Source organism: Pantoea sp. SGAir0430, from assembly GCF_043549295.1.
This window is the reverse complement of record NZ_CP039427.1, coordinates 3,772,866-3,795,139: the sequence shown is the minus strand read 5'-3', so window position 1 is coordinate 3,795,139 and position 22,274 is coordinate 3,772,866. Positions and strand designations below refer to the sequence as shown.

Sequence of the window (22,274 nt, the reverse complement as noted above, 5' to 3'; positions counted from 1 at the left end):
GCAGGAGTGAGAGCTCCGTGAACCACCCAAAGCCGGTGCAGCCGTTCAGCACCGGCTATTTTTGGTAAACGAGTGAGAATGAATTTACAGCACCATTTCTTGATTGCGATGCCGTCGCTGCAGGACCCTTTCTTCAAACGCTCGGTGGTGTATATCTGCGAGCATAACGAAGAGGGTGCCATGGGTTTGATCGTTAACAAGCCGATGGACAACCTGACGGTCGAAGGCATCCTGAAAAAACTTAAGATCAGCCCATCAGAACGCGATCCTGCCATCAAACTGGACAAACCGGTGTTTGCCGGTGGTCCGCTGGCGGAAGATCGTGGCTTTATTCTGCACTCGGCCCAGCGCGTGTTCTCCTCCAGTATTCGCATTTCTGACAATACGGTGATCACCACTTCACGCGATGTGCTGGAAGCGATCGGCACGCGTGAACAGCCAGAGAACGTGCTGGTAGCGCTGGGTTATTGCGCATGGGAGAAGGATCAGCTGGAAAATGAGCTGCTGGAGAATGCCTGGCTGACCACGCCGGCCAATACGCAGATCCTGTTCCAGACGCCGATTGCCGAACGCTGGCGTGAAGCCGCGCGCAGCATGGGTGTGGACATCCACAACATGACCAGCGATGCAGGGCACGCCTGATGGCCAGTGAAACGCTGCTCGGCTTTGACTTCGGTACCAAAAGCATCGGCGTTGCCATCGGGCAACAGCTGACCGGCACTGCGCGCCCGCTCACCGCGCTGAAAGCGCAGGACGGCACGCCGGACTGGGAGCTCATTGGTAAGCTGCTGAAAGAGTGGCAGCCGGATTACGTGGTGGTTGGCCTGCCACTCAACATGGACGGCAGCGAACAGCCGCTGACGGCGCGCGCACGCAAGTTTGCTAACCGGCTGCACGGCCGCTTCGGCGTGCGTGTGGAGCTGCAGGATGAGCGCCTGAGCACCGTTGAAGCGCGTGCCGATCTGTTCGAACGCGGCGGCTATCGCGCGCTGCAGAAAGGCCATATCGATTCGCAGTCCGCGGTGATTATCCTGCAGGACTGGTTCGAGACGCATTAAATCAGCCCGGACACGGCCGCGCGGTTTCGCGCCGCCGTGTCGACGGTTCTCAGGGCACGTCGCCGCTCAAATTAATCCCGCCTCACGCCGGGCCTGCTCGCTCTGAGCGAAAGTCTGCATCCCTGCCTGCGCGCCGGTCTGCAACACACCGGGCAGCTGATGCATTTTGCCTTCGCGGATCAGGTTAGCGACCGCCGGCGTCGCCACCAGCACTTCAAACAGGCCAATGCGGCCACCGGCTTTGGCGGCGACTAAACGCTGCGCCAGCACCGCTTTCAGGCTGCCGGCCAGCTGCGTGCGTACGAGGTTTTTCTCCTCGGACGGAAACACATCCACCAGCCGGTCCACCGCCTGCGTCGCGCCGCGCGTATGCAGCGTGGCCAGCACCAGATGGCCGGTCTCAGCAGCGGTCAGCGCCAGGCGGATGGTTTCGCTGTCGCGCAGCTCACCCAGCAGGATCACATCCGGGTCTTCACGCAGCGCCGCTTTTAATCCGAGCTGAAACGAAGCGCAGTGCGCGCCGATTTCGCGCTGCTGAATCAGCGAACGCTGGCTGTGATGGACGAACTCGATCGGATCTTCCAGCGTGATAATGTGGCGCGCCTGCTGACGATTAAGGCTATCCACCAGCGCCGCCAGCGTGGTGGATTTGCCGCTGCCGGTCGCGCCGGTGATGAGGATAAGCCCTTCCTCCAGCTGCAGCAGCGAGCGCACCACGTCCGGCAGCTGCAGGCGCGCTATATCCGGTGGCTGACTGGCAATCAGCCGCAGCGCCAGCGCCAGTCCGTGACGCTGGCGGAACAGATTGGCGCGCAGCCGGCTGCCGTTGCCGAGCATGATGGCGAAATCGACGTGACCGCTGCCAGCTAACTCGCTGCGCTGCGCGGCGCTAAGCCACTGCTCGCTAAAGGCCTGCAGCCAGCGCTCAGGCAAGCTGTGCTGTTGCGGTATTGGCTCCAGTACGCCCTGCCGGCGCCAGTGCGGTAAATGTCCGCTGCAAAGGTGCAGATCGGCCGCATTATGCTTTACACTAAGCGCCACAACGTCATCCAAATCCATTTAACTTCTCCTGACTATGACTTCCATTGAGCACAACTTACAGCAAGTGCGCGAGCGGATCGCTGCTGCCGCCGCGCGTTGCGGCCGCGCGCCAGAAGAAATTACGCTGCTTGCAGTGAGCAAAACCAAACCTGCGAGCGCTATCGCAGAAGCCATTGCCGCCGGACAGCGCGCCTTCGGTGAAAATTACGTGCAGGAAGGGGTTGAAAAAGTTGCCGAACTGGCCGCACATCCTGATCTGCAATGGCACTTTATCGGGCCGTTACAATCCAATAAAAGCCGTCTGGTGGCGGAAAACTTTGCCTGGTGCCATACCGTTGACCGTCTGCGTATCGCGCAGCGGCTGAACGATCAGCGTCCGGCCGCGCTGCCGCCGCTCAACGTGTTAATTCAGGTAAATATCAGTGACGAGCACAGCAAATCTGGCATCATGCTGGAGGCCGTCGCCGGGCTGGCACAACAGATTGCCGCCCTGCCGCGTTTGCGCCTGCGTGGGCTGATGGCGATTCCGGCGCCCGAGCAGGATTACGCGCGCCAGCTGGCGGTGTGCCAGCAGATGGCCAGCGCGTTTCGCGCCTTGCAACAGGACTATCCAGGCGTCGATACGCTTTCTCTGGGAATGAGCGACGATATGGATGCGGCGATTGCCGCAGGCAGTACGATGGTGCGCATCGGCACCGCGGTATTTGGCGCGCGGGATTATGCACGCCCTTCACAACAATAATTGAGGAACCTCATGTTAACACTGACGTTTTTAGTCAAAACGCTGATTGATCTGTACGTGATGGTGCTGCTGCTGCGCATCTGGATGCAGTGGTCACGCTGTGACTTTTACAATCCGCTGGCGCAGTTTGTCGTGAAGATCACCCAGCCGATTGTTAAACCGCTGCGCCGCATTTTGCCGGCGCTGGGACCGATTGACACCGCGTCACTGCTGCTGGCATTCGTGCTGACCACGCTGAAATATCCGATTCTGCTGCTGATTCAGGTCGGGGTGTTCTCCGTCGATCCGACCAACCTGCTGGTGGGCCTGCTGTCACTGGTCAAATCCGCCGGCTATCTGGTGTTCTGGGTGATCATCATTCGCTCGCTGATGAGTTGGATCAGCCAGGGACGCGGTGCGATGGACTATGTGCTGATCCAGCTGACCGAACCGCTGATGGCACCGATTCGCCGTATCCTGCCGGCGATGGGCGGCATTGATTTCTCGGCGATGATCGTAATTCTGGTGCTGTATGCGCTGAACTTCCTCGGTATGGATCTGTTCCCGGGTCTCTGGTACCTGCTGTAATTCGTTAATCTGGAACTGTTATGCAAAAAGTTGTGCTCGCCACCGGTAATCCGGGCAAAGTACGTGAACTGGCCGATCTGTTAGCGGCCTTCGGCCTGGATATCGTGGCGCAAACCGAGCTGGGCGTAGAGTCTGCCGAAGAGACCGGGCTGACCTTTATCGAAAACGCCATCCTGAAAGCGCGTCACGCTGCGCAGATCACCGGCCTGCCGGCGATTGCCGATGACTCCGGGCTGGCGGTCGATGCGCTGGGCGGCGCACCGGGCATTTACTCGGCACGCTATGCCGGCGTTGATGCCAGCGACCAGCAGAATCTCGACAAACTGCTGCAGGCACTGGAGCTGGTGCCGGACGGCGAGCGCCAGGCACAGTTCCACTGCGTGCTGGTGTACGTGCGTCACGCCTCCGACCCGACGCCGCTGGTGTTCCACGGCAGCTGGGCCGGGGAGATTACCCGCGCAGCTGCCGGTGAAGGCGGTTTCGGTTATGATCCGATCTTCTACGTGCCGGCGCTGGGTAAAACCGCCGCCGAGCTAAGCAAGGATGAAAAGCGTGCCGTGTCGCACCGGGGTAAAGCATTGACGCTGCTGCTGGAAGCGATGCGCAATGCCTGAGTTACCACCGTTAAGCCTTTATATCCACATCCCGTGGTGCGTGCAGAAGTGTCCGTACTGCGACTTCAACTCGCACGCGCTTAAAGGCGAAGTGCCGCACAGTGAGTATGTGCAGCATCTGCTCAACGATCTTGACCAGGATCTGCCGCTGACCGCCGGGCGCGAAGTGCGCACCATTTTCATCGGCGGCGGCACGCCCAGCCTGCTGAGCAGCGAAGCGATGCAGCAGCTAATGGATGGCGTGCGTGCGCGCCTGCCGCTGGCGGCGGACGCCGAAATCACCATGGAAGCCAATCCGGGCACGGTGGAAGCCGATCGCTTCAGCGGCTATCAGCGGGCGGGCATTAATCGGATTTCGATTGGCGTGCAGAGTTTCAGTCCGCAAAAGCTGACGCGCCTGGGGCGCATTCACGGTCCGGACGAGGCGGTCCGCGCGGCACAGCTGGCGGCCGGTCTCGGCCTGCGCAGCTTTAACCTCGACCTGATGCACGGCCTGCCGGATCAGTCGCTGGAAGAGGCGCTGGACGATTTGCGCCAGGCGATTGCCCTCAATCCGCCGCATCTGTCGTGGTATCAGCTGACCATTGAGCCCAACACGCTGTTTGGTTCACGCCCGCCGGTATTGCCGGATGACGATGCGCTGTGGGATATCTTTGAGCAGGGTCATCAGCTGCTGAGCGCCGCAGGCTATCAGCAGTATGAAACCTCGGCCTACGCCAAACCGGGCTATCGCTGCGAGCATAACCTGAACTACTGGCGCTTCGGTGATTACCTCGGCATCGGCTGTGGCGCGCACGGCAAGCTGACGCAGCCGGACGGGCGCATTGTGCGCACGGTGAAAACCCGTCATCCGCGCGGTTTTATGAAGGGCAACTATCTGGATAAGCAGCATGACGTGCCGGACGAGGACAAGCCGTTCGAGTTCTTTATGAACCGGTTCCGCCTGCTGGAAGCCGCGCCGCGCGCCGACTTTCAGCGCTACACCGGGCTGGACGAGGCAGTGATTCGCCCGCAGATCGACGCAGCCATCGCCGCCGGTTATGTGCAGGAGCAGCCAGAGCACTGGCAGATTACCGAAAAAGGCAAACTGTTCCTGAATTCGCTGCTGGAGCTGTTCATGTAAATTCAGCGGAGAAGGCGCGCGCCTTTTCCGCTGGCAGCCGTGCTGTGCGGCACGGCTGCATCTGTTACGCTCAGGCGACCATCACCTCATTATTGATTAACAGCGTCGCGCTGTGGTCGAGACTCTCAAACACCTGCCACACTTTGCCACCGCTCTGCTGCGTCCCCTGCTGCTGCCACTGCTGATAAAATTGCGTGCTATCGCTGAGCTGTACCACGTCGCCGGCATCACCATCAATCAGCCAGCTGCGCGTGCGCTCTGGCAGCAACACATCCTGATGCGCCTGCTGCAACAGCTGCTGCGCATCCAGCTGCAGCAGATTGTCTCCTGAGCCAGTGAGATCGATATGCTGCAGGCCGCTGATATGCTGCGTCAGCTGCTGATAATCAAGCTGCTGATGTTCTCCTTCCAGCACCAGCGCAGAGAAGCCCTGCAGCGGTTGTCCGCTGTGCGCCGCCAGCCACTGCTGCACATCATTCAGATGCAGCTGCGCGCCCTCCTGTTCCTGCGTTTCCGGCAGCGTATGGTGCTGTACCAGGCTCTCGTCTTTGCCCCAGCGCACAGTATCAATAATCCAGCCGACATCGCGCTTCACCAGCACGTTCCAGCACAGCACTTTTTTATAGGTATCCGGATCTTCGCCCGAATGGACGTCAATATAGCCAATCTGCTGGCCCGCCGGAGCCTGCCAGCTAAAGGTGTTCAGGCCCTGCTCAGACCGGCTGGCGCCACCGGGCTGCAGGTATTCGCGCCCCAGCAGCTCGCCGCTGGGGGAGAAGATATCCACGTAGGTATCGCAATTGTGGAGATAGCCATAATTGAACTCCACGTAATTGGTGGCGCCAAAATCAAACTGCACGACCGAATGATCCAGCATCTCAATCGCTTTGCTTTCATAGCCATCTGGCCGGTTCATGATGCCGGTATAGAAACAGTTGTTGGTGGTGCCATGTTTCAGTTCGGTGACTTTCAACCCGCCGTACTGATACACACGGCCGGTTTGCCAGCTGGTATTGGCGCGACAGTTCCAGTTCTCTTCGCCAGAACTGTGCTTTACGCCAGAGTCATAGTTAATCGCCCAGTTGGGCGCATAGTCACTGACGTTACCCGCCACATCGACCGCTTTTACCGTAAAGTTGTTGCTGCCCGGCTGCATGTCGCGGTCCGGGGTAATCTGCCAGCGCCCATCGGCCCCCACCGTCGCGCTGCCGGCTGCCACGCCGTTCTGGTACAGCGTCACCTGACTGTAAGGCTCAGCCTGTCCGGAAAAATCGAGCCGCTTATCGTCGGTGGTCTGGCCCGGCAGCACCGGCTGGATGGTGCCGACGTCATCGATAGCCTGCAGGATGGTGGGCGTGTTGATACGGGTGTCGATGGTCAGCGTCCAGCTGTCGCTCCATTGACTGACGTTGCCGGCTTTATCGCTGCTGCGGCTGCGAAAACGCCAGTCGCCGTCCGGCAGCAGATCCTGCGGCGGCGTCCAGTGCCAGTGGCCGCTGCTGTCGACGGGGGCCGTACCGCCGACAATCCACTTTCCGCCCGGTGCGGCATACTGAATGCGCACCACGCTGCCGGGCTCGGCTTCGCCGTGCAGTTCCGGCCGGACATCATCGGTGGGTTTGCCGCGGCCAAACTGGCCCTGATACAGCCCGCGATTGTCGTCGTAATAGCTGAACGTCGGCGTTTCCGGGGTAAGCGTATCGAGATGAAAGGTCCACTTCGGCGACGGCTGACTGCGGTTGTCGGCGCGGTCCTCGGCCTGCGCCGTCAGGTTATAGGTTCCGTCCTGCGGCAGATCGAGTTGTGCCTGCCAATTGCCCTGCGCATCGGCACGGACAGAGGCGAGAAGTTGGTTGCCATTATAGAGATAAACCAACGCGTTGCCTTCGGCCTGCCCGCGTACCACCGGCTGATCATCGTTGGTATAGCCGTTACGGCGGATGCTGTTACCGTCCTCCACGCCGCCGGCAACGTGGTCTTCAATCGCTTCGATGATCGGTCTGGCGGGCGGATGGGTATCGATATTGTAATCCACGCGCGTGGGTGCGCTGTGATTGCCGGCGGCATCCACGGCGGTAAAGGTGAGCTGGTATTCACCATCGGCCATCGGCTGCGGCGGCATCCACTCGAAGTGGCCATTGATCACCGGCACGTGTAGCGGATTGCCACCGTTAACCGTCACGATGACTTCAACGGCGTCCGGCGTTTGTACCGTTCCCTGCCAGCGTTTTTGCGGATCGTTGTACCAGCCGCGTTCGGCAACGATAACCACAGGGGGGGATAAAACCGGGTGTGAACTGGAAGCAGAGGTGTCAGAAAATAACATAAAATTTCCTTAAAAATTAATAAGTTCAATAGGCTGAATGCCCGTTGATATAGTTATTAATGCGGAAATTTTGTCGTTATCAGATTCGTCCCGAATCTAAGACAACCCGTTAAATCTTGGCTTAAAAGTTGCGGGGATAAAAAAGGCGCCACTGTTCAGAAGAACAATGACGCCGTGATGTTCCGTGCATTCAGCGGCAACGCGGCTGGCTTAGCCCTTTACGTTCTGCATCAGCGTCTTGCGCTGGCTCTCCAGTGCGGTCACCCGGTTACACACTTCATGACCGAAGTTCTGGAAATCCTGCTCCTGATTGTTCCATTCAGTCTGAATCGACTGCTGTAGCCCGCCGAGGTTGCCCATCAGCGCCTGTAGCGGATTGCTGCCGCTGGCGGCCTGTTTGGTACCCATCTCGTTCAGGCTATCCTGCAACACCCCGCCCAGCGTGCTCTGCACCAGCTTCTCGCCGTCGGCGCGCACCTGCTCAATGGCCTGATGGTGGAAAGTCAGGCCATCCGGGCGATGCTCGATGATGCGGTTCATCTGCTGCTTCAGCTGACCGTTCAGCGTGGTCAGGCGATTGCGCACATTGCTGTCCGAGCCGAGTTTTTCGACAATCACTTTATCCAGCGCCACGCGGCCCCGCTCCAGACGGGTGGTTGCGCCGCTGTCGACCCACGGCAGATCGCGACGCAGCGCGTTCTGGTAGTCAATCGCCTGCTGGCGCGTGGCGTTATCGACGCTCACCGACTTGCCGTTGAACTGCACATCGCCCTGCGGCGTGATTTCAAGGTTGCCGTTGCTGCCCACCACCTGCACGCTCTGGGGTTTGATGATCACATCATCCTTTGGATTGACGCTGCACTGATAGTCAGCATGCGCCTGAGCCGCCGCCAGCAGCAGCGCGGCGAGAAGAGCCTTACGAACCATGAAATCTCCTGAGTATTATGTGCGGGAAAGAGCAAGACAGTTTGCGGTTGTTACCAGGTCGCCATAAATGGCGACCCTACAAAGGACCATCCCCCGCAGGGTGCGCATTTATACGCTTCAGCATGCGGTCCAGGTCGCCATAAATGGCGACCCTACAAAGGACCATCCCCCGCAGGGTACGCATTTATACGCATCAGCATGCGGTCCAGGTCGCCATAAATGGCGCCCCCGTAAGGGCAATCCCCTGTAGGGTGCGCATTTATGCGCACCAGCATACTGTAATAAAACTTAGTCCCACCAAACGTCGAAGAGTTCAGTGACCTGAATATCGGCGAGATTTTTCTTTTCCAGCCAGTTACGCACCAGCTCGCGGTGCGCGTCGGTGCATTTGCCGGTCTGCTGCAGACACACCAGCCCTTCCCACACCAGATAGCCGCTGCCGTCATAGGCCAGACCATTCGGATCGATCACCTCATTGATGAACTGATCGAGCGTGGCATCCACCTCTTCCTCGCTGGTGCCTTCGGCAAAACGCCAGGCAACAGAGAAGCCCAGCTCCTGAAACTCATCAACATGCAACTTTTTACGTAAACGGCGGCTACGTTTTACAGCCATTATTTCACCCTCTCAAACATCAGATCCCATACGCCATGGCCCAGTCGCTGCCCGCGCTGCTCAAATTTGGTTAACGGACGCGTTTCCGGACGCGGCACGTAATTCTGGCTCTCCGACTGATTGCTATAGCCATCGATGCTGCTCATCACTTCCAGCATGTGCGTGGCGTACTCTTCCCAGTCGGTCGCCATGTGGAACACGCCGCCCAGCTTCAGCTTGCGCAGCACCAGCTCGGCAAACGGTACCTGGACGATGCGGCGCTTGTTGTGGCGCGCCTTATGCCATGGATCCGGGAAAAACAGCTGCACCATGCGCAGCGAATTGTCCGGCACCATGTTTTCCAGCACTTCCACCGCGTCGTGACACATCACGCGCAGATTCTGCACGCCAGCCTCTTTGGCCGATGCCAGACAGGCACCGACGCCCGGCGCATGCACTTCAATGCCGAGGAAGTTCTGATGCGGATTGTTCTGCGCCATGGTCACCAGCGAGGCGCCCATGCCAAAACCAATCTCCAGCACCAGCGGCGCTTCGCGGCCAAACAGCGCAACCATGTCCAGCGGCTGCGGCTGATACTCGACGCCCATCTCCGGCCAGTAATTGTCGAGCGCGAGCTGCTGTCCTTTCGTTAAGCGCCCCTGGCGGCGCACAAAACTGCGGATACGGCGCAAAGGCCGCCCGTTCTCATCAAATTCCGGGGTGATGACGTCATTAATCATGTTGAAACCTGCTGGTTAGCCTGTTCAGGGAAACGGGCATTATGCAAAGTTAAGTAACAGAAGCAAGCCTTTGCAATCTTCCGGTTTACACCCTGATGTCTCTGTGCTGGAATTCCTGCCTGATTGTAGAGTAAACACGGAAAATTTCCTTCTTATGATGCAGGCGCCGCAGTTCGCGCAACAGGTGCTGGAGTGGTACCAACGCTTTGGCCGTAAAACTCTGCCGTGGCAGCTGGAGAAAACGCCCTATAAGGTGTGGCTCTCCGAAGTGATGCTGCAGCAGACGCAGGTTGCCACCGTTATTCCCTATTTCGAACGCTTTATGGCGCGCTTCCCCACGGTTGCCGACCTGGCCGCCGCGCCGCTTGATGAAGTGCTGCATCTGTGGACCGGCCTCGGCTATTACGCACGGGCGCGTAACCTGCACAAGGCGGCTAAACAGGTGGTTGAGCTGCACGGCGGCGTATTCCCGCCTCATTTCGATGACGTCGCGGCGCTGCCGGGCGTCGGCCGCTCCACGGCGGGCGCGATCCTGTCGCTGTCGCTTGGCCTGCATTTCCCGATCCTCGACGGCAACGTAAAACGCGTGCTGGCGCGCTGCTATGCAGTGAGCGGCTGGCCGGGCAAAAAAGAGGTGGAGAAGCGCCTGTGGCAGATCAGTGAAGACGTCACGCCAGCGGAAGGCGTCAGCCAGTTCAATCAGGCGATGATGGATCTCGGCGCGTTAGTGTGTACTCGCTCCCGCCCGAAATGCGAAATCTGCCCGCTGAATAGCGGCTGCGCGGCTTATGCACAAGGCAACTGGGCTGATTATCCCGGTAAGAAACCGAAAGTCACGCTACCAGAGCGCAGCGGCTGGTTCCTGATGCTGCAGCACGGCGACGAGGTGTTTCTGGAACAGCGTCCGCCGGTGGGTTTGTGGGGCGGCCTGTTCTGCTTCCCGCAGTTCACCAGTGAGCAAGCGCTGACTGACTGGCTGGCGGCGCGCGGCATCCACGCGAAGCCGCAGCAGCTTACCGCGTTTCGCCACACCTTCAGCCATTTCCACTTAGATATTGTGCCTATGTGGCTGGCGTGGCCTTCCTCCGGGTCGCTGATGGATGAAGCCGGCGGTCTCTGGTATAACTTAGCGCAACCACCGTCAGTGGGGCTGGCCGCGCCGGTAGAGCGCCTGCTGCATGAGCTGCGCCATCCCCGGCAGCTTCAACTGCGAACCAGTTTGACCGAAGAGGAAGAGTAATGAGCCGCACTATTTTTTGTACTTATCTGCAACGCGACGCTGAAGGCCAGGACTTTCAGCTCTATCCTGGCGAACTGGGTAAGCGCATCTACAATGAGATTTCCAAAGAAGCCTGGCAGCAGTGGATGTCCAAGCAGACCATGTTGATCAACGAGAAGAAGCTCAACATGATGAACCCGGAAGATCGCAAAGTGCTGGAGAAGGAGATGGTGAATTTCCTGTTCGAAGGCAAAGATGTGCACATTGAAGGTTACACCCCGCCAGAAAAATAAACGTTCAGGGCCTCCCTTTGAGGCCCTCTTTTTCGAGTCAGGCACGCATTCACAATGAATAAAAAACTGATAGCACTGCTGGTCATCGCACCCCTGTTAGTCTCCTGCTCCGGACAAAAAAAATCGCAGTACCATGAAGAGTGGGTTAAGGACACCAACGGTTTTGACATTCTGATGGGGCAATTTGCCGCCAACATCGAGAATATCTGGGGAATCAATGAGGTTCTGATCGCCGGACCCAAGGACTACGTCAAATACAGCGATAACTATTACACCCGCAGTCACATCAACTTCGACAGCGGTAGCATCACCATTGAGACCATTTCCGGCACCGATCCGATGGCCAGCCTGCGTCAGGCCATCATCACCACGCTGTTGATTGGTGACGATCCAGGCAACGTCGATCTCTACTCCGACGCCAACGATATTCAGATCAGTAAAGAGCCGCTGCTGTACGGCCAGGTGCTGGATAATACCGGTCAGCCGATCCGCTGGCAGGGACGCGCCGGTAACTTTGCTGATTACCTGATTCAGAACAAACTGCAGAAACGCACCTCCGGGCTGCACGTTATCTGGTCGGTGACCATTCCGATGGTGCCTAACCACCTCGACAAACGTGCGCACAAATATCTGCCGCTGGTGCGCAAAGCGGCCGAACAGTATGGCGTTGATGCCTCGCTGATTCTGGCCATCATGCAGACCGAATCGAGCTTCAACCCTTATGCGGTAAGCAACGCCGATGCGCTGGGTCTGATGCAGGTGGTGCAGCATACTGCCGGGGTCGATGTGTTCCGCATGAAGGGCAAATGGGGTAAACCGAGCCGCAGCTATCTGCTCGATCCGGCCAATAATATTGATGCCGGTACCGCTTATCTGTCGCTGCTGCAGAAGAGCTATCTCGGCGGGATTCAGGATCCGCTATCACGCCGTTACGCAGTGATCACCGCTTATAACGGCGGGGCGGGCAGCGTGCTGCGCGTGTTCTCCAGCGATAAAGACCGCGCCTTCGCCACCATCAACGGCATGTCACCGAGCCAGGTGTATCAGACGCTGACCACCAACCATCCGTCGGCCGAGTCGCGCCGCTATCTGTACAAAGTGAGCCAGGCACAGCGCAGCTACCACCGTTATTGATTAGCGCTCATCGCCACCTTCTCCCGCCCGCGGGAGAAGGTGGCGTGCGGTGGGGGAACAGCCCCTCTTATAACATCATATTCGCCACTAACCGCTTGTGCCCGCTGTCATCTTCCTCGGTGTAAACCCCCTGCAACTCCGGTGAAAAGCCCGGCAGCAGATTGATACCCGCTTCCAGCGCGAGGAAATAGCGCTGCACTGCCCCGCCCCAGGTTTCGCCTGGCACCACACACAGCACACCCGGCGGATACGGCAGCGCCCCCTCGGCGGCAATGCGCCCTTCGGCGCTGGCGATCGGCACCAGCTCAACGTCACCGCGAATATACGCCTGATGCGCATCCTGCGGATTGACCTCGACTTTCGGGAAACACGCCTGACGGAACATGTCGCGCTGCAGATCCTTGACGTCGTAGCTGACGTACAAATCGTGCATCTCCTGGCACAGGCGACGCAGCGTGTAGCCCTGATAGCGCTCGACGTGCCTGCGATACACGCTCGGCAGCACTTCGGCCAGCAGCGCATCCTCACGCACGTGCTGTTCAAATTGCTCCAGCATCGCCACCAGATGCGCCATTTTTTCCGGCGTTTCCGCTGGGGTCAGCAGGAACAGGATTGAGTTGAGATCGCACTTCTCCGGTACGATACCGTTCTCGCGCAGATAGTTGGCGAGAATGGTGGCCGGAATGCCAAAGCGGGTGTATTCGCCGCTGGTGGCATCGATGCCTGGCGTGGTGAGCAGCAGCTTGCACGGGTCCACCAGATACTGTCCGGCATCGTAACCGGCAAAACCGTGCCACTTCGCGCCCGGTTCGAAGCTGAAATACGCCGGATCGGCGGCGATGGTGGCGGTTTCTGCCGCCTGCCATGGCTTGCCGTGCACCTGCTCCGGCAGGAAGGGCTGAATCAGGCTGCAGCGCTCGAGGATCGCTTTGCGTGCCTCAATGCCCAGCGTGACGCAGTCGTGCCACATGCTGCGCCCCGCTTCGCCCTGATGCATTCTGGCGTTGATATCCAGCGCAGCGAACAGCGGATAGAACGGGCTGGTTGAGGCGTGCAGCATAAACGCGTTGTTCAGGCGCTTGTGTGGGCAGAAGCGTTTCTGGCCGCGAATATGGTTATCTTTCTTGTGAATCTGCGAAGTCTGCGAGAAGCCCGCCAGCTGCTTATGCACCGACTGGGTGACAAAGATCCCCGGGTCGTTCTCGTTAAGCTCCAGCGTCAGCGGCGAGCAGCCGGCCATCAGTGGAATAAACTGCTCATAACCCAGCCATGCCGAATCAAACAGAATGTAGTCACACAGATGCCCGATGCGATCCACTACCTGGCGCGCGTTGTATACCGTGCCATCGTAGGTGCCAAGCTGGATAATCGCCAGCCGGAACGGACGCGGCTGATCCGCGCGCTGTGGCGCGACCTGGCGCACCTGCTCGCGCAGATACGTCTCGTCGAAACAGTGCGCATCGATGCCGCCAATAAAACCAAACGGATTACGCGCCGCTTCCAGATAAACCGGCGTGGCGCCTGCCTGGATCAGCGCACCGTGGTGGTTAGATTTATGGTTATTGCGGTCAAACAGCACCAGATCGCCGCGCGTCAGCAGCGCATTGGTCACCACTTTGTTGGCGCTGGAGGTGCCGTTCAGCACGAAGTAGGTTTTATCGGCGTTGAACACGCGCGCGGCATATTTCTGCGCATCCTTGGCCGAGCCTTCGTGGATCAGTAAATCGCCCAGCTTGACGTCCGCGTTACACATATCGGAGCGAAAGACGTTCTCGCCGTAGAACTCATAAAACTGACGTCCGGCCGGATGGCGGCGGAAAAACGCCCCGCCCTGATGGCCCGGACAGGCAAAGGTGCTGTTCTGCATATCGACATAGCGCGTCAGGGTGTCGAAAAACGGCGGCAGCAGTTCCGCCTCGTACGCCTGCGCCGCCTGCTCCAGCGCCTGCCACTCTTCCGCTGCGCCGTTGATCTCTCCGGTCACGCCCGGCAGCGTCAGCACCGCGTCATCAAAGGCGTTCGCGACAAACACCGGCAGATTGAAGCCAGTCTGGCGCAGCAGCGTCAGCACGCCGCTGCGTGTATCGGCCAGCGAGACCACTACCGCGGCCACGTCGGTGAAATCGGTATTATCCAGCGTCACCACGTCGCGCGCGGTGTTGAGACTCAGGCTTGGCGCTACCGCTACGCTGGCAGCAATTTTCAATGGGTTCATAACACAAATCCCCGTAATGAAGGATGAGTGGGTGCCAGTGGCACAGCAATGAGGAAATTTCCCCGGCGAATAACGTCCGGCGGCCGCAACCGATAGACATCAGTAAAGCCAGATCGCGTCTGTCTTTACTCATATCCAACAGCGAACGGGGCGTAGCCTCACCGCATGGTGAGCGGGAAATGCGAACAACAGATGACAGAGGCGCGCTTGTCATGAAGCGCACGGCGACAAGTGCAGATGTGCATTGTACCGGACATGGCGGCGTCCTCAGCGATGAAGATGGGGAAGAAATTCGGGCGACATGATGGCATCTTTTTTTACCGGGAACAACCAATCAGGGCGGAATTTTGATGCAGAACGTCAATGTGCTACTTCATTGATTTACATGAATAATAGTTAAGGCGCCTATTTTTAACTGCCTGAATAGTCGAAGATTACGCAAAGTTATGCAGAATGTAACGCCGGTGCGATAGCGACCGCCTGCCGCGCCCATCCGCCTGGCACTCCCTGCAGCAGAAGCGTACTATGGAGCGCACTTCTCCCAACCAGCCGGAGGCTGCATGTTCAAGGCACTGGTCATTGAAAATGATGAACAGGGATACCGCACATCCCTGCAGGATCTGTCAGAGCAACAATTGCCCGATCAGGATGTTACCCTCGAAGTAAGCTACTCCACCCTCAACTACAAAGACGCGCTGGCCATCTGCAATAAAGGGCCGATTGTGCGCCAGTTTCCCATGGTGCCGGGCATCGATTTTGTTGGCCGGGTGATCCACAGCCGTCATCCGGAGTGGCAGCAGGACGATGTTGCGCTGCTCACCGGCTGGGGCGTGGGTGAAAAACACTGGGGTGGGCTGGCGCAGAAAGCCAGCGTCTCCGGCGACTGGCTGGTTAGCGTCCCGGCGGCGCTCAGCCCGCTGCAAACCATGGCGATTGGCACCGCCGGCTTTACCGCGATGTTGTGCGTGCTGGCGCTGGAAAAACAGGGCATCACACCGCAGCACGGTCCGGTACTGGTTACCGGTGCCAGCGGCGGCGTGGGCAGCTTCAGCGTGAGCCTGCTGGCGCGTCTCGGCTATGAGGTCGTGGCATCCAGCGGCCGCGCCAGCGACAGCGCCTACCTGCTCGATACGCTCGGCGCCTCCGCGATTATCGACCGTAACGAACTGAGCGCGCCCGGCAAACCGCTGGCGAAAGAGCGCTGGGCCGCCGCGATCGATAGCGTCGGCAGCCACACGCTGGCCAATGTGTTAGCCGGGATCCAGCGCAACGGCGTGGTCGCCGCCTGCGGCATGGCGCAGGGCCTCGATCTGCCCACCAGCGTCGCGCCGTTTATTCTGCGTGGCGTTACGCTTGCCGGCGTGGACAGCGTGATGTGCGCCAAACCGCTGCGTCAGCAGGCGTGGCAGCGTCTGGCGGAACTGGTTGACGGCGCGCTGCTGGAGCAAATGACCAAAGTGATTCCACTGAGTGAGGCGCGCGCAGGCGCAGAACAGCTGCTGGCGGGCCAGGTGCGTGGGCGGCTGATTGTCGATTGCCGCCAGGCGCCCTGACCCGGTGCAGGTGCAGTTATGGCCGCAGCTGTATCTGCGGCCGATCCTGCGCTGGCGGCGTAACCACCTGCAGGTCGGCCTGATACCAGCGTGTCAGGATCGGTTCGGTCATCACCGCGTGCGGCGCGCCCTGCGCCACCAGCTGGCCGTGGTGTAATAACAACACCCGATCCGACCACAGTGAGGCCAGATTCAAATCGTGCAGCACCGCGCAGACGCTAAAATGGCCATTGCGCGTCAGCCGGTGCAGCAGGCGCAGAGTAGACTGCTGCCAGTAGAGATCGAGCGCGGAGGTGGGTTCATCCAGCAACAGCCAGCCGCGCGGGCCGTCGTCATGCCACAGCTGCGCCAGCACCCGGGCCAGCTGCACGCGCTGCTGTTCCCCGCCCGACAGCGACCGATAGTCGCGCTGCGCCAGTGGCGCGCTGCCGGTTAACTGCATCACCTCCTGCACCACCGCCTGGCAGTTACCGGTCGGCCAGGGTGCGCGCCCCATCGCCACCACGTCGGCAGCCGGCAGCGGAAAGGTGACGCTGTTTTGCTGGCGCATCACCGCGCGGCGCTGCGCCAGCGGTTCGCGCGGCCAGGCCGCCAGTGGACGATCGCCCAGCCAGCATTCACCGGCGTCCGCGTGCAGAAAGCCGGTCAGCAGCCGCAGCAGCGTCGACTTACCGGCACCGTTAGGACCGATCAGGGCAACCATTTCGCCCGGCGGCAGCGTCAGGGAGACATCATCGATTAAGGTACGCGTTCCCCGGCAAAACCGCAGTCCGCGCGCCTGCAACTGCTCACTCATTCAGCCCCCTTTGCTGGCGCAGAATCTGCCACAGGAACCACGGCCCGCCCAGCAGACTGGTTAGCAGCCCGACCGGCATTTCGGCCGGAATCACCACGGTGCGCGCCAGCGTATCCGCCAGCAACAGCAGAATCGCTCCCGCCAGCGCCGCGCCCGGCAGCAGCCAGCGGTGGTCACTGCCGAGACAAAAACGCATCACGTGCGGCACCACCAGCCCGACAAAACCGATAATGCCGCTGACCGCCACCGCCGTGCCCACCAGCAGCGCACTCAGCACCAGCAGCTGGCGCTGCGTGCGTTTAACATCGACGCCCATATAGTGCGCGTCCTCTTCGCCCAGCTGCAGCAGATTGAGGCGACGCGCGCGCGTCTGTACCAGCAGCAACGCCGGAACGATCAGCAGCGCACACACCAGCAGGCTCGGCCACTGGGCACCCGTCAGGCTGCCCATGCCCCACAGCGACAGCTGACGCAGCTGCTGGTCGTTGCTCAGCCACGACAGCACGCCAACCGCCGCGCCGCATAGCGCATTAATCGCAATGCCCAGCAGCAGCAGGCGCGCCAGCTGGCTCTGCGCCAGCCGGCTAAAGCTGAAGATCAGCAGCGTCACTACCAGGCTGCCGGCAAACGCTGCCAGCGAAGGCAGCCACAGCGCCAGCAGCGGCGGCAGGCTGACCGGCAACACCACTGAGAGCGCCACCGCCAGCCCGGCACCGCTGCTGATACCCAGCAGTCCGGGATCGGCCAGCGGATTACGAAACAGCCCCTGCATCACCGCACCGGACACCGCCAGCGCCATGCCAGTCAGCACCGCCAGCAATACGCGCGGCAGGCGAATTGTAAGCCAGATTTGCCAGGCCAGATCGCTGAGCGGCGCCTGCCACAGCGTGCGCAGCGACAGCGGCATCGCGCCGAGGTTGGCCGCCAGCAGCATGCACACCAGCATGCTGATACTCATTAACATCAGCCAGCGCATCATCAGGCGGTTAATCATGCTGCGCGGCTTCCGCCGCATGGCGCAGGCGCAAAATCGCGCCCGGCGTATCAAGGCCGAAACTCAGCAGCGCCATCTCATCAATCACCAGCAGCGCGTGATGCTGGCCGGCCGGCGTCAGCTGCAGGCCCGGCAGCGCCCACACCGCCTGTTCGCCTCCCAGCGTGCGCAGCCCCTCTTCGCCGACCACCACCAAATCCGGTGCTGCCGCCACGACGCCCTCCTGTGACAGCTGCTGATAGTGCGGCACCGCGCCCATGGCATTGACCAGGCCGGCAGCGCGAATTGCGCCGTCAGCGCCGGTCTGCGCACCAGCCGCCTGGGTGCGTAAGCCATCGTGCGCCATGATAAACAGTACTTTCACCGGCAGCGGCTGCTGCGGTAGCTGCGCACGCTGTTTGTTGACCTTGTCGATCAACGCGCGGGCCGCCTGTTCACGCTGCAGCGCGTTGCCAATGGTGGCGATTTTGTCCGTGATGGCATCGAGGCGGTTATCCCCACTGACCTCCACCACTGTTACCCCGGCGTCCGCCACCTGCTGCAACACCAGCGACGGTTTAGCCAGCGCGCTGGCCAGTACCAGCGTCGGTTTCAGTGCCAGAATGCCTTCCGCGTTGAGCTGGCGCATATAGCCGATATCCGGCAGCCTGGTGGCCGCCGCCGGATGCTGGCTGGTGCTGTCGCGCGCCACCAGCTGCGCCTGCGCATCCAGAGCGTAGACGATCTGCGTTACATCGCCCCCGATAGTAATGATGCGCTGCGCCGCCCACGCCGGCAGCGTCAGCAGAGCAAGCAGTGTCAGGATCAGCGCTTTCATGCGGCGGCTCCTGTCGGCGTCAGCGCCGTCACCTGCTCGCGCCAGCGTGCCTGTTCCGGCGTGCCCTCGCTGCGCTGGCCGTACAACTGGGCAATCTGCGTGCCATCGGCAGCGAACAGCTCCAGACTGGTGACGAAGCCATCGCCGCCCGGCTTGCGCGTCACCCAGCTCTCGTGAATGCGATCCGCCATCAGATGCAGCGTGAACGTGGGGTTAAAAACGTTAATCCAGTTATCCAGCGGCACCACTTTCCCGATAGTGCCGGTAAAGATCTGGGTACAGCCGCGATTGCCGACGAAAATCATGATTTCATTGCCATCCTGCTGTACCTGGGCCAGCAACGTTGCCAGCGCGGTGTTGCTCACCTGACGCGCTAAATCATCCGGCACCGCGCGAAACGCCTGCGGCCGCGAGAGATGGTGACGCTTCAGCAGGCCAAAGAACTGATGCACATCGGTCATGGCACGCCACTCCGCTTCGACAGTGCCGGCATCCACCCTGTCGCTGAACGGCGTGGCACTGACCGGCTGCGGCTGCAGCTGAGGCGCGTGCGCCAGCCGGAAGCGCTCAATCAACGCTTGCCACGCCGGCATCTCCGTGTGCGCGGTGGTGTAGATTTTCAGCACCGCATCAGCGTGACGATCGAAAATCTGTATGCTCTGCCGTTCGCCGTGCGCGGTCTGCTCGTGCAGGAAGAAAGCACTGTGCCACTGCGCGGGAAACAGACGCTGGTCGAGCGCACGCGGATTAAGCACCATCCCGCCATGTTCGCCGAGATGCAGATTGCTGTAGGTTCCCACCTGTTCGTGCACCGCCCAGGCATTGCGCGTAATACTTTTGGTCTCACCCACTGCCGCCAGCGCCGTCAGCAGCGCCGGAAAATCGGCGCGCAGCGGCTGCGCGTCGTGGCCCACGCGCGCTTCGCACAGCTGTGCTTCCCCTATGCCCATCAGCGCAGCTAAATCACGCGCGTACATTTTTGGCTGCTGGCCTTTCAGCGCCAGATAGTGTTGATAGCGTTGATGCATTGCGCTTGCTCCCGTGAAAATGCCCTGCGCCACCGCAGGGCGAAAAGTGATTAGAAGTCGACGTTCACGCCCAGTTGCCAGGTGCGTCCCGGCATCACGGCCAGATTGATGTCGTTGCGCTCCTGCGCGCTGGCGCTGGTCAGCGTGCGGCTGCTGAGGTAATCCCAGTATTTACGATCGGTAATGTTGTAGACACCGCCGCTCAGCCTGACATTTTTCGTCAGCTGCCAGTACGCGGTGGCATCGATCAGGCCGTAGCCCGGCACGCGCATGTATTCGCTGCTGGCGTCGCTGATGGCCGCCCCGCTGTTGCTGTAGCTCTCACGGTTGGTGGCGCTGGCCTGTTTGCCTTTGACGAAGGTGGCGGTGAGCGCCGCGCCGTAACCGCGCGCTTTGTCGTCCCACGCGACGCCGACAATCGCTTTTAGCGGCGCGACACTGTCGAGATCGATGTATTTGTCGCCCAGATAGCGGGATTTCGCTTTCCCCTCGCTGTAGCCGAGCGCGAACGTGCTGCTCAGGCCATCCACGGTCGGGAACCAGCTGCCGTAGTTGACGCGGGTGCTGATCTCCGCCCCATAAATGTAGGCTTTGTCGCGGTTCTCAGCCTGATAACTGGTGTAGATGTTGGCCGGAACATTGACGAACATCGCCGGATTGGTGGCGCGGCGATAGCGGGTGTAGGCAATAAAGTTTTTGTAGGTGTTGTAGAACACCGAGGTATTGAGGGTGATGCCGTCGGTCGGCTGTCCTTTCAGACCCCACTCAAAATTGTTGCTGGTCTCGGTTTTCAGATCGGCATTACCAATCAGCGCATACTGCGCGCTGCCGGCGTAGCTTGAACCAAGGTTCCACGAACCGTACAGCTGGCTGGTGGTCGGGAACTCCACGCCGCGCTTATATTGCAGCCAGGTGGTGAGCGCCGGATTGATATCGTACTGGAAGGTCAGTGACGGCAGTACTTCGGTGTCTGAATTGGTCTTGCCGTACAGTTTTTCCACCTGCTCTGCGGTCAGCACCGTGCTGCCGTTGGTCAGATCGCCGAGGTTCTTCGGTTTGGTGCTTTGATGAATAACGCGCACGCCGGGAATCACCGCGAAATTGTGGCTATCGAGATCGAAATTGATTTTATCCTGCAGATAACCGGCCACGGTCCAGGAACGGCTGTCCGACTGCGGCTGGGTGATGGTGCCGAAGGTGCCCGGGTTCGGCTCCTGGCGGAACGGACGCTCGCTGTTCTCCACGCGCGCGTTGATGCCGCCGCTCAGCTCGTGGCGGCCGAGGATTTTGCTGGCGCGCGTGTCAAACCCTAAGGTATCGACGTTGTAGTCAGAGTAGACGAAGCCGTACTGACTGGCGCTGGTCGGTAACCAGGTGGTGTCGTGCGCCTCGGTTTGCTGCCAGTAAATTCGCGTGGTCAGCGTATCGATCATCTCGTTGTACGGCGTCCACTCGTCGGCAAGGTTAATGCCCCAGCGGCGCGAATCGCTCTGCTGTTGCGCAGTGCCCCAAATAGTGTTGCCGCTGCTGCTGTCCCAGGTATCGTAGTGGGTGTGATTGGTTTTGTGGTAGTAGTCGAAGGTGGCGCTCAGCTTGTGCTGATCGTTTGGCTGCCAGATGCCCGACGTCATAAAGGCATCCGAGTGCCAGTTGGCCGGGTAGGCGTCTTTTACGCCACTGTTGTTGCGCGTCTGCTGGCCGTCGCGGCGGCTGTAGACAAACAGGCCGCGCAGTTCATCATCCCCTGCCGCCGCAGTGATGCCGTTGTGCCAGCTGCGATCTGCCGAACTGTAGTCGCTCTGATAACCGAAATAGTGGGTTTTATCGCTGCTGAGGTAGTCGTCCGGCGACTTGTTATGAAACGATACGTTACCGCCGATTGCGGTGTTAGGTTGTTCCACCGATGTAGCGCCCTTCTCAATTTCGACGCTGCCAAACATATACGGGTCGATGTAGTCGCGACCAATACCGAAGGTATTGTTACCGGCGCGACTGACGTACGGACGACCGGTGGCATCCGGTACCGGAATGCCATCAATATCCAGACCGACACGGTTACTTTCCAGCCCGCGAATGTTGTAGCCGGTATAGCCTGCACGGTCAAAGCCGCTTTTACCGGCTGACGAACCGCCCGCCGCGCCAGTGGCGCTGACCAGCGGCTCATAACGCATGATCGAACCGAAGTCATTGGCGCCGCGTTTTTGCAGATCGCTGGCGGTGAGCGTGGTTTTGCTGCCAGCCTGCTGCTTAGGTGCGGTAACGGTCATTACCGGTTCATTGCTGCTGTTGTTCTCTGCGGAACGCGCCAGCGTACTGCTGTCGCTGGCGGCATAGCTGCAGGCTGCGTGAATGGCTGAAGCAAGAACAGCGACTTTACACAGACGCTGCTGAACAGTTCCCTGAAGGTTGAAAGACATGCGCGAAATACCTGGTTAATTGTTAGTATTCGCTCACTTATTTGCTGCCAGAAAACCACGGCTCTATGCTAAAAAC

General features: G+C 59.9%; 21 protein-coding genes. 10 read left to right on the top strand and 11 right to left on the bottom strand.

Annotated elements, in window-relative coordinates:
- Window positions 1-78: 78 nt before the first annotated feature.
- Together E7738_RS17815 and ruvX are read left to right on the top strand one after the other, a co-directional pair.
- On the top strand, window positions 79-642 hold the full coding sequence (locus tag E7738_RS17815) for a YqgE/AlgH family protein (protein ID WP_021506630.1): 564 nt from the start codon (window positions 79-81) through the stop codon (window positions 640-642).
- On the top strand, window positions 642-1,058 hold the full coding sequence (gene ruvX / locus E7738_RS17810) for a Holliday junction resolvase RuvX (RefSeq protein WP_058757113.1): 417 nt from the start codon (window positions 642-644) through the stop codon (window positions 1,056-1,058). Before E7738_RS17815 ends, ruvX begins: the two co-directional genes overlap by 1 nt.
- A 66-nt stretch (window positions 1,059-1,124) precedes the next feature.
- On the opposite strand, the gene E7738_RS17805 is transcribed toward ruvX, so the two are convergent.
- Window positions 1,125-2,117: a type IV pilus twitching motility protein PilT gene (locus tag E7738_RS17805; protein ID WP_215481498.1), complete on the bottom strand. Its 993-nt coding sequence runs from the start codon at window positions 2,115-2,117 to the stop codon at window positions 1,125-1,127.
- A 16-nt stretch (window positions 2,118-2,133) separates the two neighbouring features.
- On the opposite strand from E7738_RS17805, the gene E7738_RS17800 reads away from it, so the two are divergent.
- From E7738_RS17800 to hemW, 4 genes are read left to right on the top strand one after another with little or no spacing between them, the layout of a single operon-like run.
- On the top strand, window positions 2,134-2,841 hold the full coding sequence (locus E7738_RS17800; protein WP_021506627.1) for a YggS family pyridoxal phosphate-dependent enzyme: 708 nt from the start codon (window positions 2,134-2,136) through the stop codon (window positions 2,839-2,841).
- Between the two features lie 12 nt (window positions 2,842-2,853).
- Entirely contained in the window at window positions 2,854-3,408 is a 555-nt protein-coding gene (locus E7738_RS17795) for a YggT family protein (protein WP_021506626.1), read from the top strand.
- Window positions 3,409-3,428: 20 nt separating this feature from the next.
- Window positions 3,429-4,022, top strand: coding sequence for an XTP/dITP diphosphatase (locus E7738_RS17790; protein ID WP_215481499.1), 594 nt, complete (start codon window positions 3,429-3,431; stop codon window positions 4,020-4,022).
- Window positions 4,015-5,145, top strand: a complete 1,131-nt coding sequence (hemW, locus tag E7738_RS17785) for a radical SAM family heme chaperone HemW (protein WP_058757116.1) — start codon at window positions 4,015-4,017, stop codon at window positions 5,143-5,145. The genes E7738_RS17790 and hemW overlap by 8 nt, the downstream gene beginning before the upstream one ends.
- A 70-nt stretch (window positions 5,146-5,215) precedes the next feature.
- Here hemW and E7738_RS17780 read toward each other — a convergent pair whose 3' ends face one another.
- From E7738_RS17780 to trmB, 4 genes are all read right to left on the bottom strand, one after another.
- Window positions 5,216-7,471 carry an Ig-like domain-containing protein gene (locus tag E7738_RS17780; RefSeq protein ID WP_394515897.1) on the bottom strand — a complete coding sequence of 752 codons (2,256 nt, stop codon included), beginning with the start codon at window positions 7,469-7,471 and terminating at the stop codon, window positions 5,216-5,218.
- Between the two features lie 210 nt (window positions 7,472-7,681).
- Window positions 7,682-8,398: a YggN family protein gene (locus E7738_RS17775; protein ID WP_058757118.1), complete on the bottom strand. Its 717-nt coding sequence runs from the start codon at window positions 8,396-8,398 to the stop codon at window positions 7,682-7,684.
- A 288-nt stretch (window positions 8,399-8,686) separates the two neighbouring features.
- Entirely contained in the window at window positions 8,687-9,013 is a 327-nt protein-coding gene (locus tag E7738_RS17770; RefSeq protein WP_021313105.1) for a YggL family protein, read from the bottom strand.
- Entirely contained in the window at window positions 9,013-9,732 is a 720-nt protein-coding gene (trmB, locus tag E7738_RS17765; RefSeq protein WP_021506621.1) for a tRNA (guanosine(46)-N7)-methyltransferase TrmB, read from the bottom strand. Before trmB ends, E7738_RS17770 begins: the two co-directional genes overlap by 1 nt.
- A gap of 154 nt (window positions 9,733-9,886) precedes the next feature.
- Here trmB and mutY point away from each other — a divergent pair, with 154 nt between their 5' ends.
- From mutY to mltC, 3 genes are read left to right on the top strand one after another with little or no spacing between them, the layout of a single operon-like run.
- Window positions 9,887-10,972 (top strand): A/G-specific adenine glycosylase, encoded by a 1,086-nt coding sequence (gene mutY, locus E7738_RS17760; RefSeq protein ID WP_058757119.1) that lies wholly within the window; start codon window positions 9,887-9,889, stop codon window positions 10,970-10,972.
- On the top strand, window positions 10,972-11,244 hold the full coding sequence (locus tag E7738_RS17755; RefSeq protein ID WP_010617014.1) for an oxidative damage protection protein: 273 nt from the start codon (window positions 10,972-10,974) through the stop codon (window positions 11,242-11,244). The genes mutY and E7738_RS17755 overlap by 1 nt, the downstream gene beginning before the upstream one ends.
- Before the next feature lie 54 nt (window positions 11,245-11,298).
- Window positions 11,299-12,378, top strand: coding sequence for a membrane-bound lytic murein transglycosylase MltC (gene mltC, locus E7738_RS17750; protein WP_021506619.1), 1,080 nt, complete (start codon window positions 11,299-11,301; stop codon window positions 12,376-12,378).
- A 67-nt stretch (window positions 12,379-12,445) separates the two neighbouring features.
- Here the strand turns inward: mltC and E7738_RS17745 are convergent, their stop codons facing one another.
- Window positions 12,446-14,593 (bottom strand): ornithine decarboxylase, encoded by a 2,148-nt coding sequence (locus E7738_RS17745; RefSeq protein WP_058757120.1) that lies wholly within the window; start codon window positions 14,591-14,593, stop codon window positions 12,446-12,448.
- Window positions 14,594-15,153: 560 nt separating this feature from the next.
- On the opposite strand from E7738_RS17745, the gene E7738_RS17740 reads away from it, so the two are divergent.
- Window positions 15,154-16,146: an acrylyl-CoA reductase (NADPH) gene (locus tag E7738_RS17740; RefSeq protein ID WP_260641579.1), complete on the top strand. Its 993-nt coding sequence runs from the start codon at window positions 15,154-15,156 to the stop codon at window positions 16,144-16,146.
- Between the two features lie 16 nt (window positions 16,147-16,162).
- Here the strand turns inward: E7738_RS17740 and E7738_RS17735 are convergent, their stop codons facing one another.
- Genes E7738_RS17735 through E7738_RS17715 form a run of 5 tightly spaced genes read right to left on the bottom strand, consistent with a single transcriptional unit; the run spans window position 16,163 to window position 22,198 of the window.
- Window positions 16,163-16,942, bottom strand: a complete 780-nt coding sequence (locus E7738_RS17735; protein WP_150059347.1) for a heme ABC transporter ATP-binding protein — start codon at window positions 16,940-16,942, stop codon at window positions 16,163-16,165.
- Complete coding sequence (locus tag E7738_RS17730) at window positions 16,935-17,936, bottom strand: FecCD family ABC transporter permease (RefSeq protein WP_394515896.1); 1,002 nt, start codon at window positions 17,934-17,936, stop codon at window positions 16,935-16,937. The genes E7738_RS17735 and E7738_RS17730 overlap by 8 nt, the downstream gene beginning before the upstream one ends.
- Window positions 17,929-18,753, bottom strand: a complete 825-nt coding sequence (locus E7738_RS17725) for a heme/hemin ABC transporter substrate-binding protein (RefSeq protein ID WP_394515895.1) — start codon at window positions 18,751-18,753, stop codon at window positions 17,929-17,931. The genes E7738_RS17730 and E7738_RS17725 overlap by 8 nt, the downstream gene beginning before the upstream one ends.
- Window positions 18,750-19,781: a hemin-degrading factor gene (locus tag E7738_RS17720; protein ID WP_394515894.1), complete on the bottom strand. Its 1,032-nt coding sequence runs from the start codon at window positions 19,779-19,781 to the stop codon at window positions 18,750-18,752. The genes E7738_RS17725 and E7738_RS17720 overlap by 4 nt, the downstream gene beginning before the upstream one ends.
- 50 nt (window positions 19,782-19,831) lie before the next feature.
- Entirely contained in the window at window positions 19,832-22,198 is a 2,367-nt protein-coding gene (locus E7738_RS17715) for a TonB-dependent receptor domain-containing protein (protein WP_394515893.1), read from the bottom strand.
- Window positions 22,199-22,274 lie beyond the last annotated feature (76 nt).

Bases quoted from the DNA above. Each gene is read 5' to 3' on its own strand.
- E7738_RS17815 (WP_021506630.1), top strand. From the start codon at position 79: ATGAATTTACAGCACCATTTCTTGATTGCGATGCCGTCGCTGCAGGAC.
- ruvX (WP_058757113.1), top strand. From the start codon at position 642: ATGGCCAGTGAAACGCTGCTCGGCTTTGACTTCGGTACCAAAAGCATC.
- E7738_RS17805 (WP_215481498.1), bottom strand. From the start codon at position 2,117: ATGGATTTGGATGACGTTGTGGCGCTTAGTGTAAAGCATAATGCGGCC.
- E7738_RS17800 (WP_021506627.1), top strand. From the start codon at position 2,134: ATGACTTCCATTGAGCACAACTTACAGCAAGTGCGCGAGCGGATCGCT.
- E7738_RS17795 (WP_021506626.1), top strand. From the start codon at position 2,854: ATGTTAACACTGACGTTTTTAGTCAAAACGCTGATTGATCTGTACGTG.
- E7738_RS17790 (WP_215481499.1), top strand. From the start codon at position 3,429: ATGCAAAAAGTTGTGCTCGCCACCGGTAATCCGGGCAAAGTACGTGAA.
- hemW (WP_058757116.1), top strand. From the start codon at position 4,015: ATGCCTGAGTTACCACCGTTAAGCCTTTATATCCACATCCCGTGGTGC.
- E7738_RS17780 (WP_394515897.1), bottom strand. From the start codon at position 7,471: ATGTTATTTTCTGACACCTCTGCTTCCAGTTCACACCCGGTTTTATCC.
- E7738_RS17775 (WP_058757118.1), bottom strand. From the start codon at position 8,398: ATGGTTCGTAAGGCTCTTCTCGCCGCGCTGCTGCTGGCGGCGGCTCAG.
- E7738_RS17770 (WP_021313105.1), bottom strand. From the start codon at position 9,013: ATGGCTGTAAAACGTAGCCGCCGTTTACGTAAAAAGTTGCATGTTGAT.
- trmB (WP_021506621.1), bottom strand. From the start codon at position 9,732: ATGATTAATGACGTCATCACCCCGGAATTTGATGAGAACGGGCGGCCT.
- mutY (WP_058757119.1), top strand. From the start codon at position 9,887: ATGATGCAGGCGCCGCAGTTCGCGCAACAGGTGCTGGAGTGGTACCAA.
- E7738_RS17755 (WP_010617014.1), top strand. From the start codon at position 10,972: ATGAGCCGCACTATTTTTTGTACTTATCTGCAACGCGACGCTGAAGGC.
- mltC (WP_021506619.1), top strand. From the start codon at position 11,299: ATGAATAAAAAACTGATAGCACTGCTGGTCATCGCACCCCTGTTAGTC.
- E7738_RS17745 (WP_058757120.1), bottom strand. From the start codon at position 14,593: ATGAACCCATTGAAAATTGCTGCCAGCGTAGCGGTAGCGCCAAGCCTG.
- E7738_RS17740 (WP_260641579.1), top strand. From the start codon at position 15,154: ATGTTCAAGGCACTGGTCATTGAAAATGATGAACAGGGATACCGCACA.
- E7738_RS17735 (WP_150059347.1), bottom strand. From the start codon at position 16,942: ATGAGTGAGCAGTTGCAGGCGCGCGGACTGCGGTTTTGCCGGGGAACG.
- E7738_RS17730 (WP_394515896.1), bottom strand. From the start codon at position 17,936: ATGATTAACCGCCTGATGATGCGCTGGCTGATGTTAATGAGTATCAGC.
- E7738_RS17725 (WP_394515895.1), bottom strand. From the start codon at position 18,753: ATGAAAGCGCTGATCCTGACACTGCTTGCTCTGCTGACGCTGCCGGCG.
- E7738_RS17720 (WP_394515894.1), bottom strand. From the start codon at position 19,781: ATGCATCAACGCTATCAACACTATCTGGCGCTGAAAGGCCAGCAGCCA.
- E7738_RS17715 (WP_394515893.1), bottom strand. From the start codon at position 22,198: ATGTCTTTCAACCTTCAGGGAACTGTTCAGCAGCGTCTGTGTAAAGTC.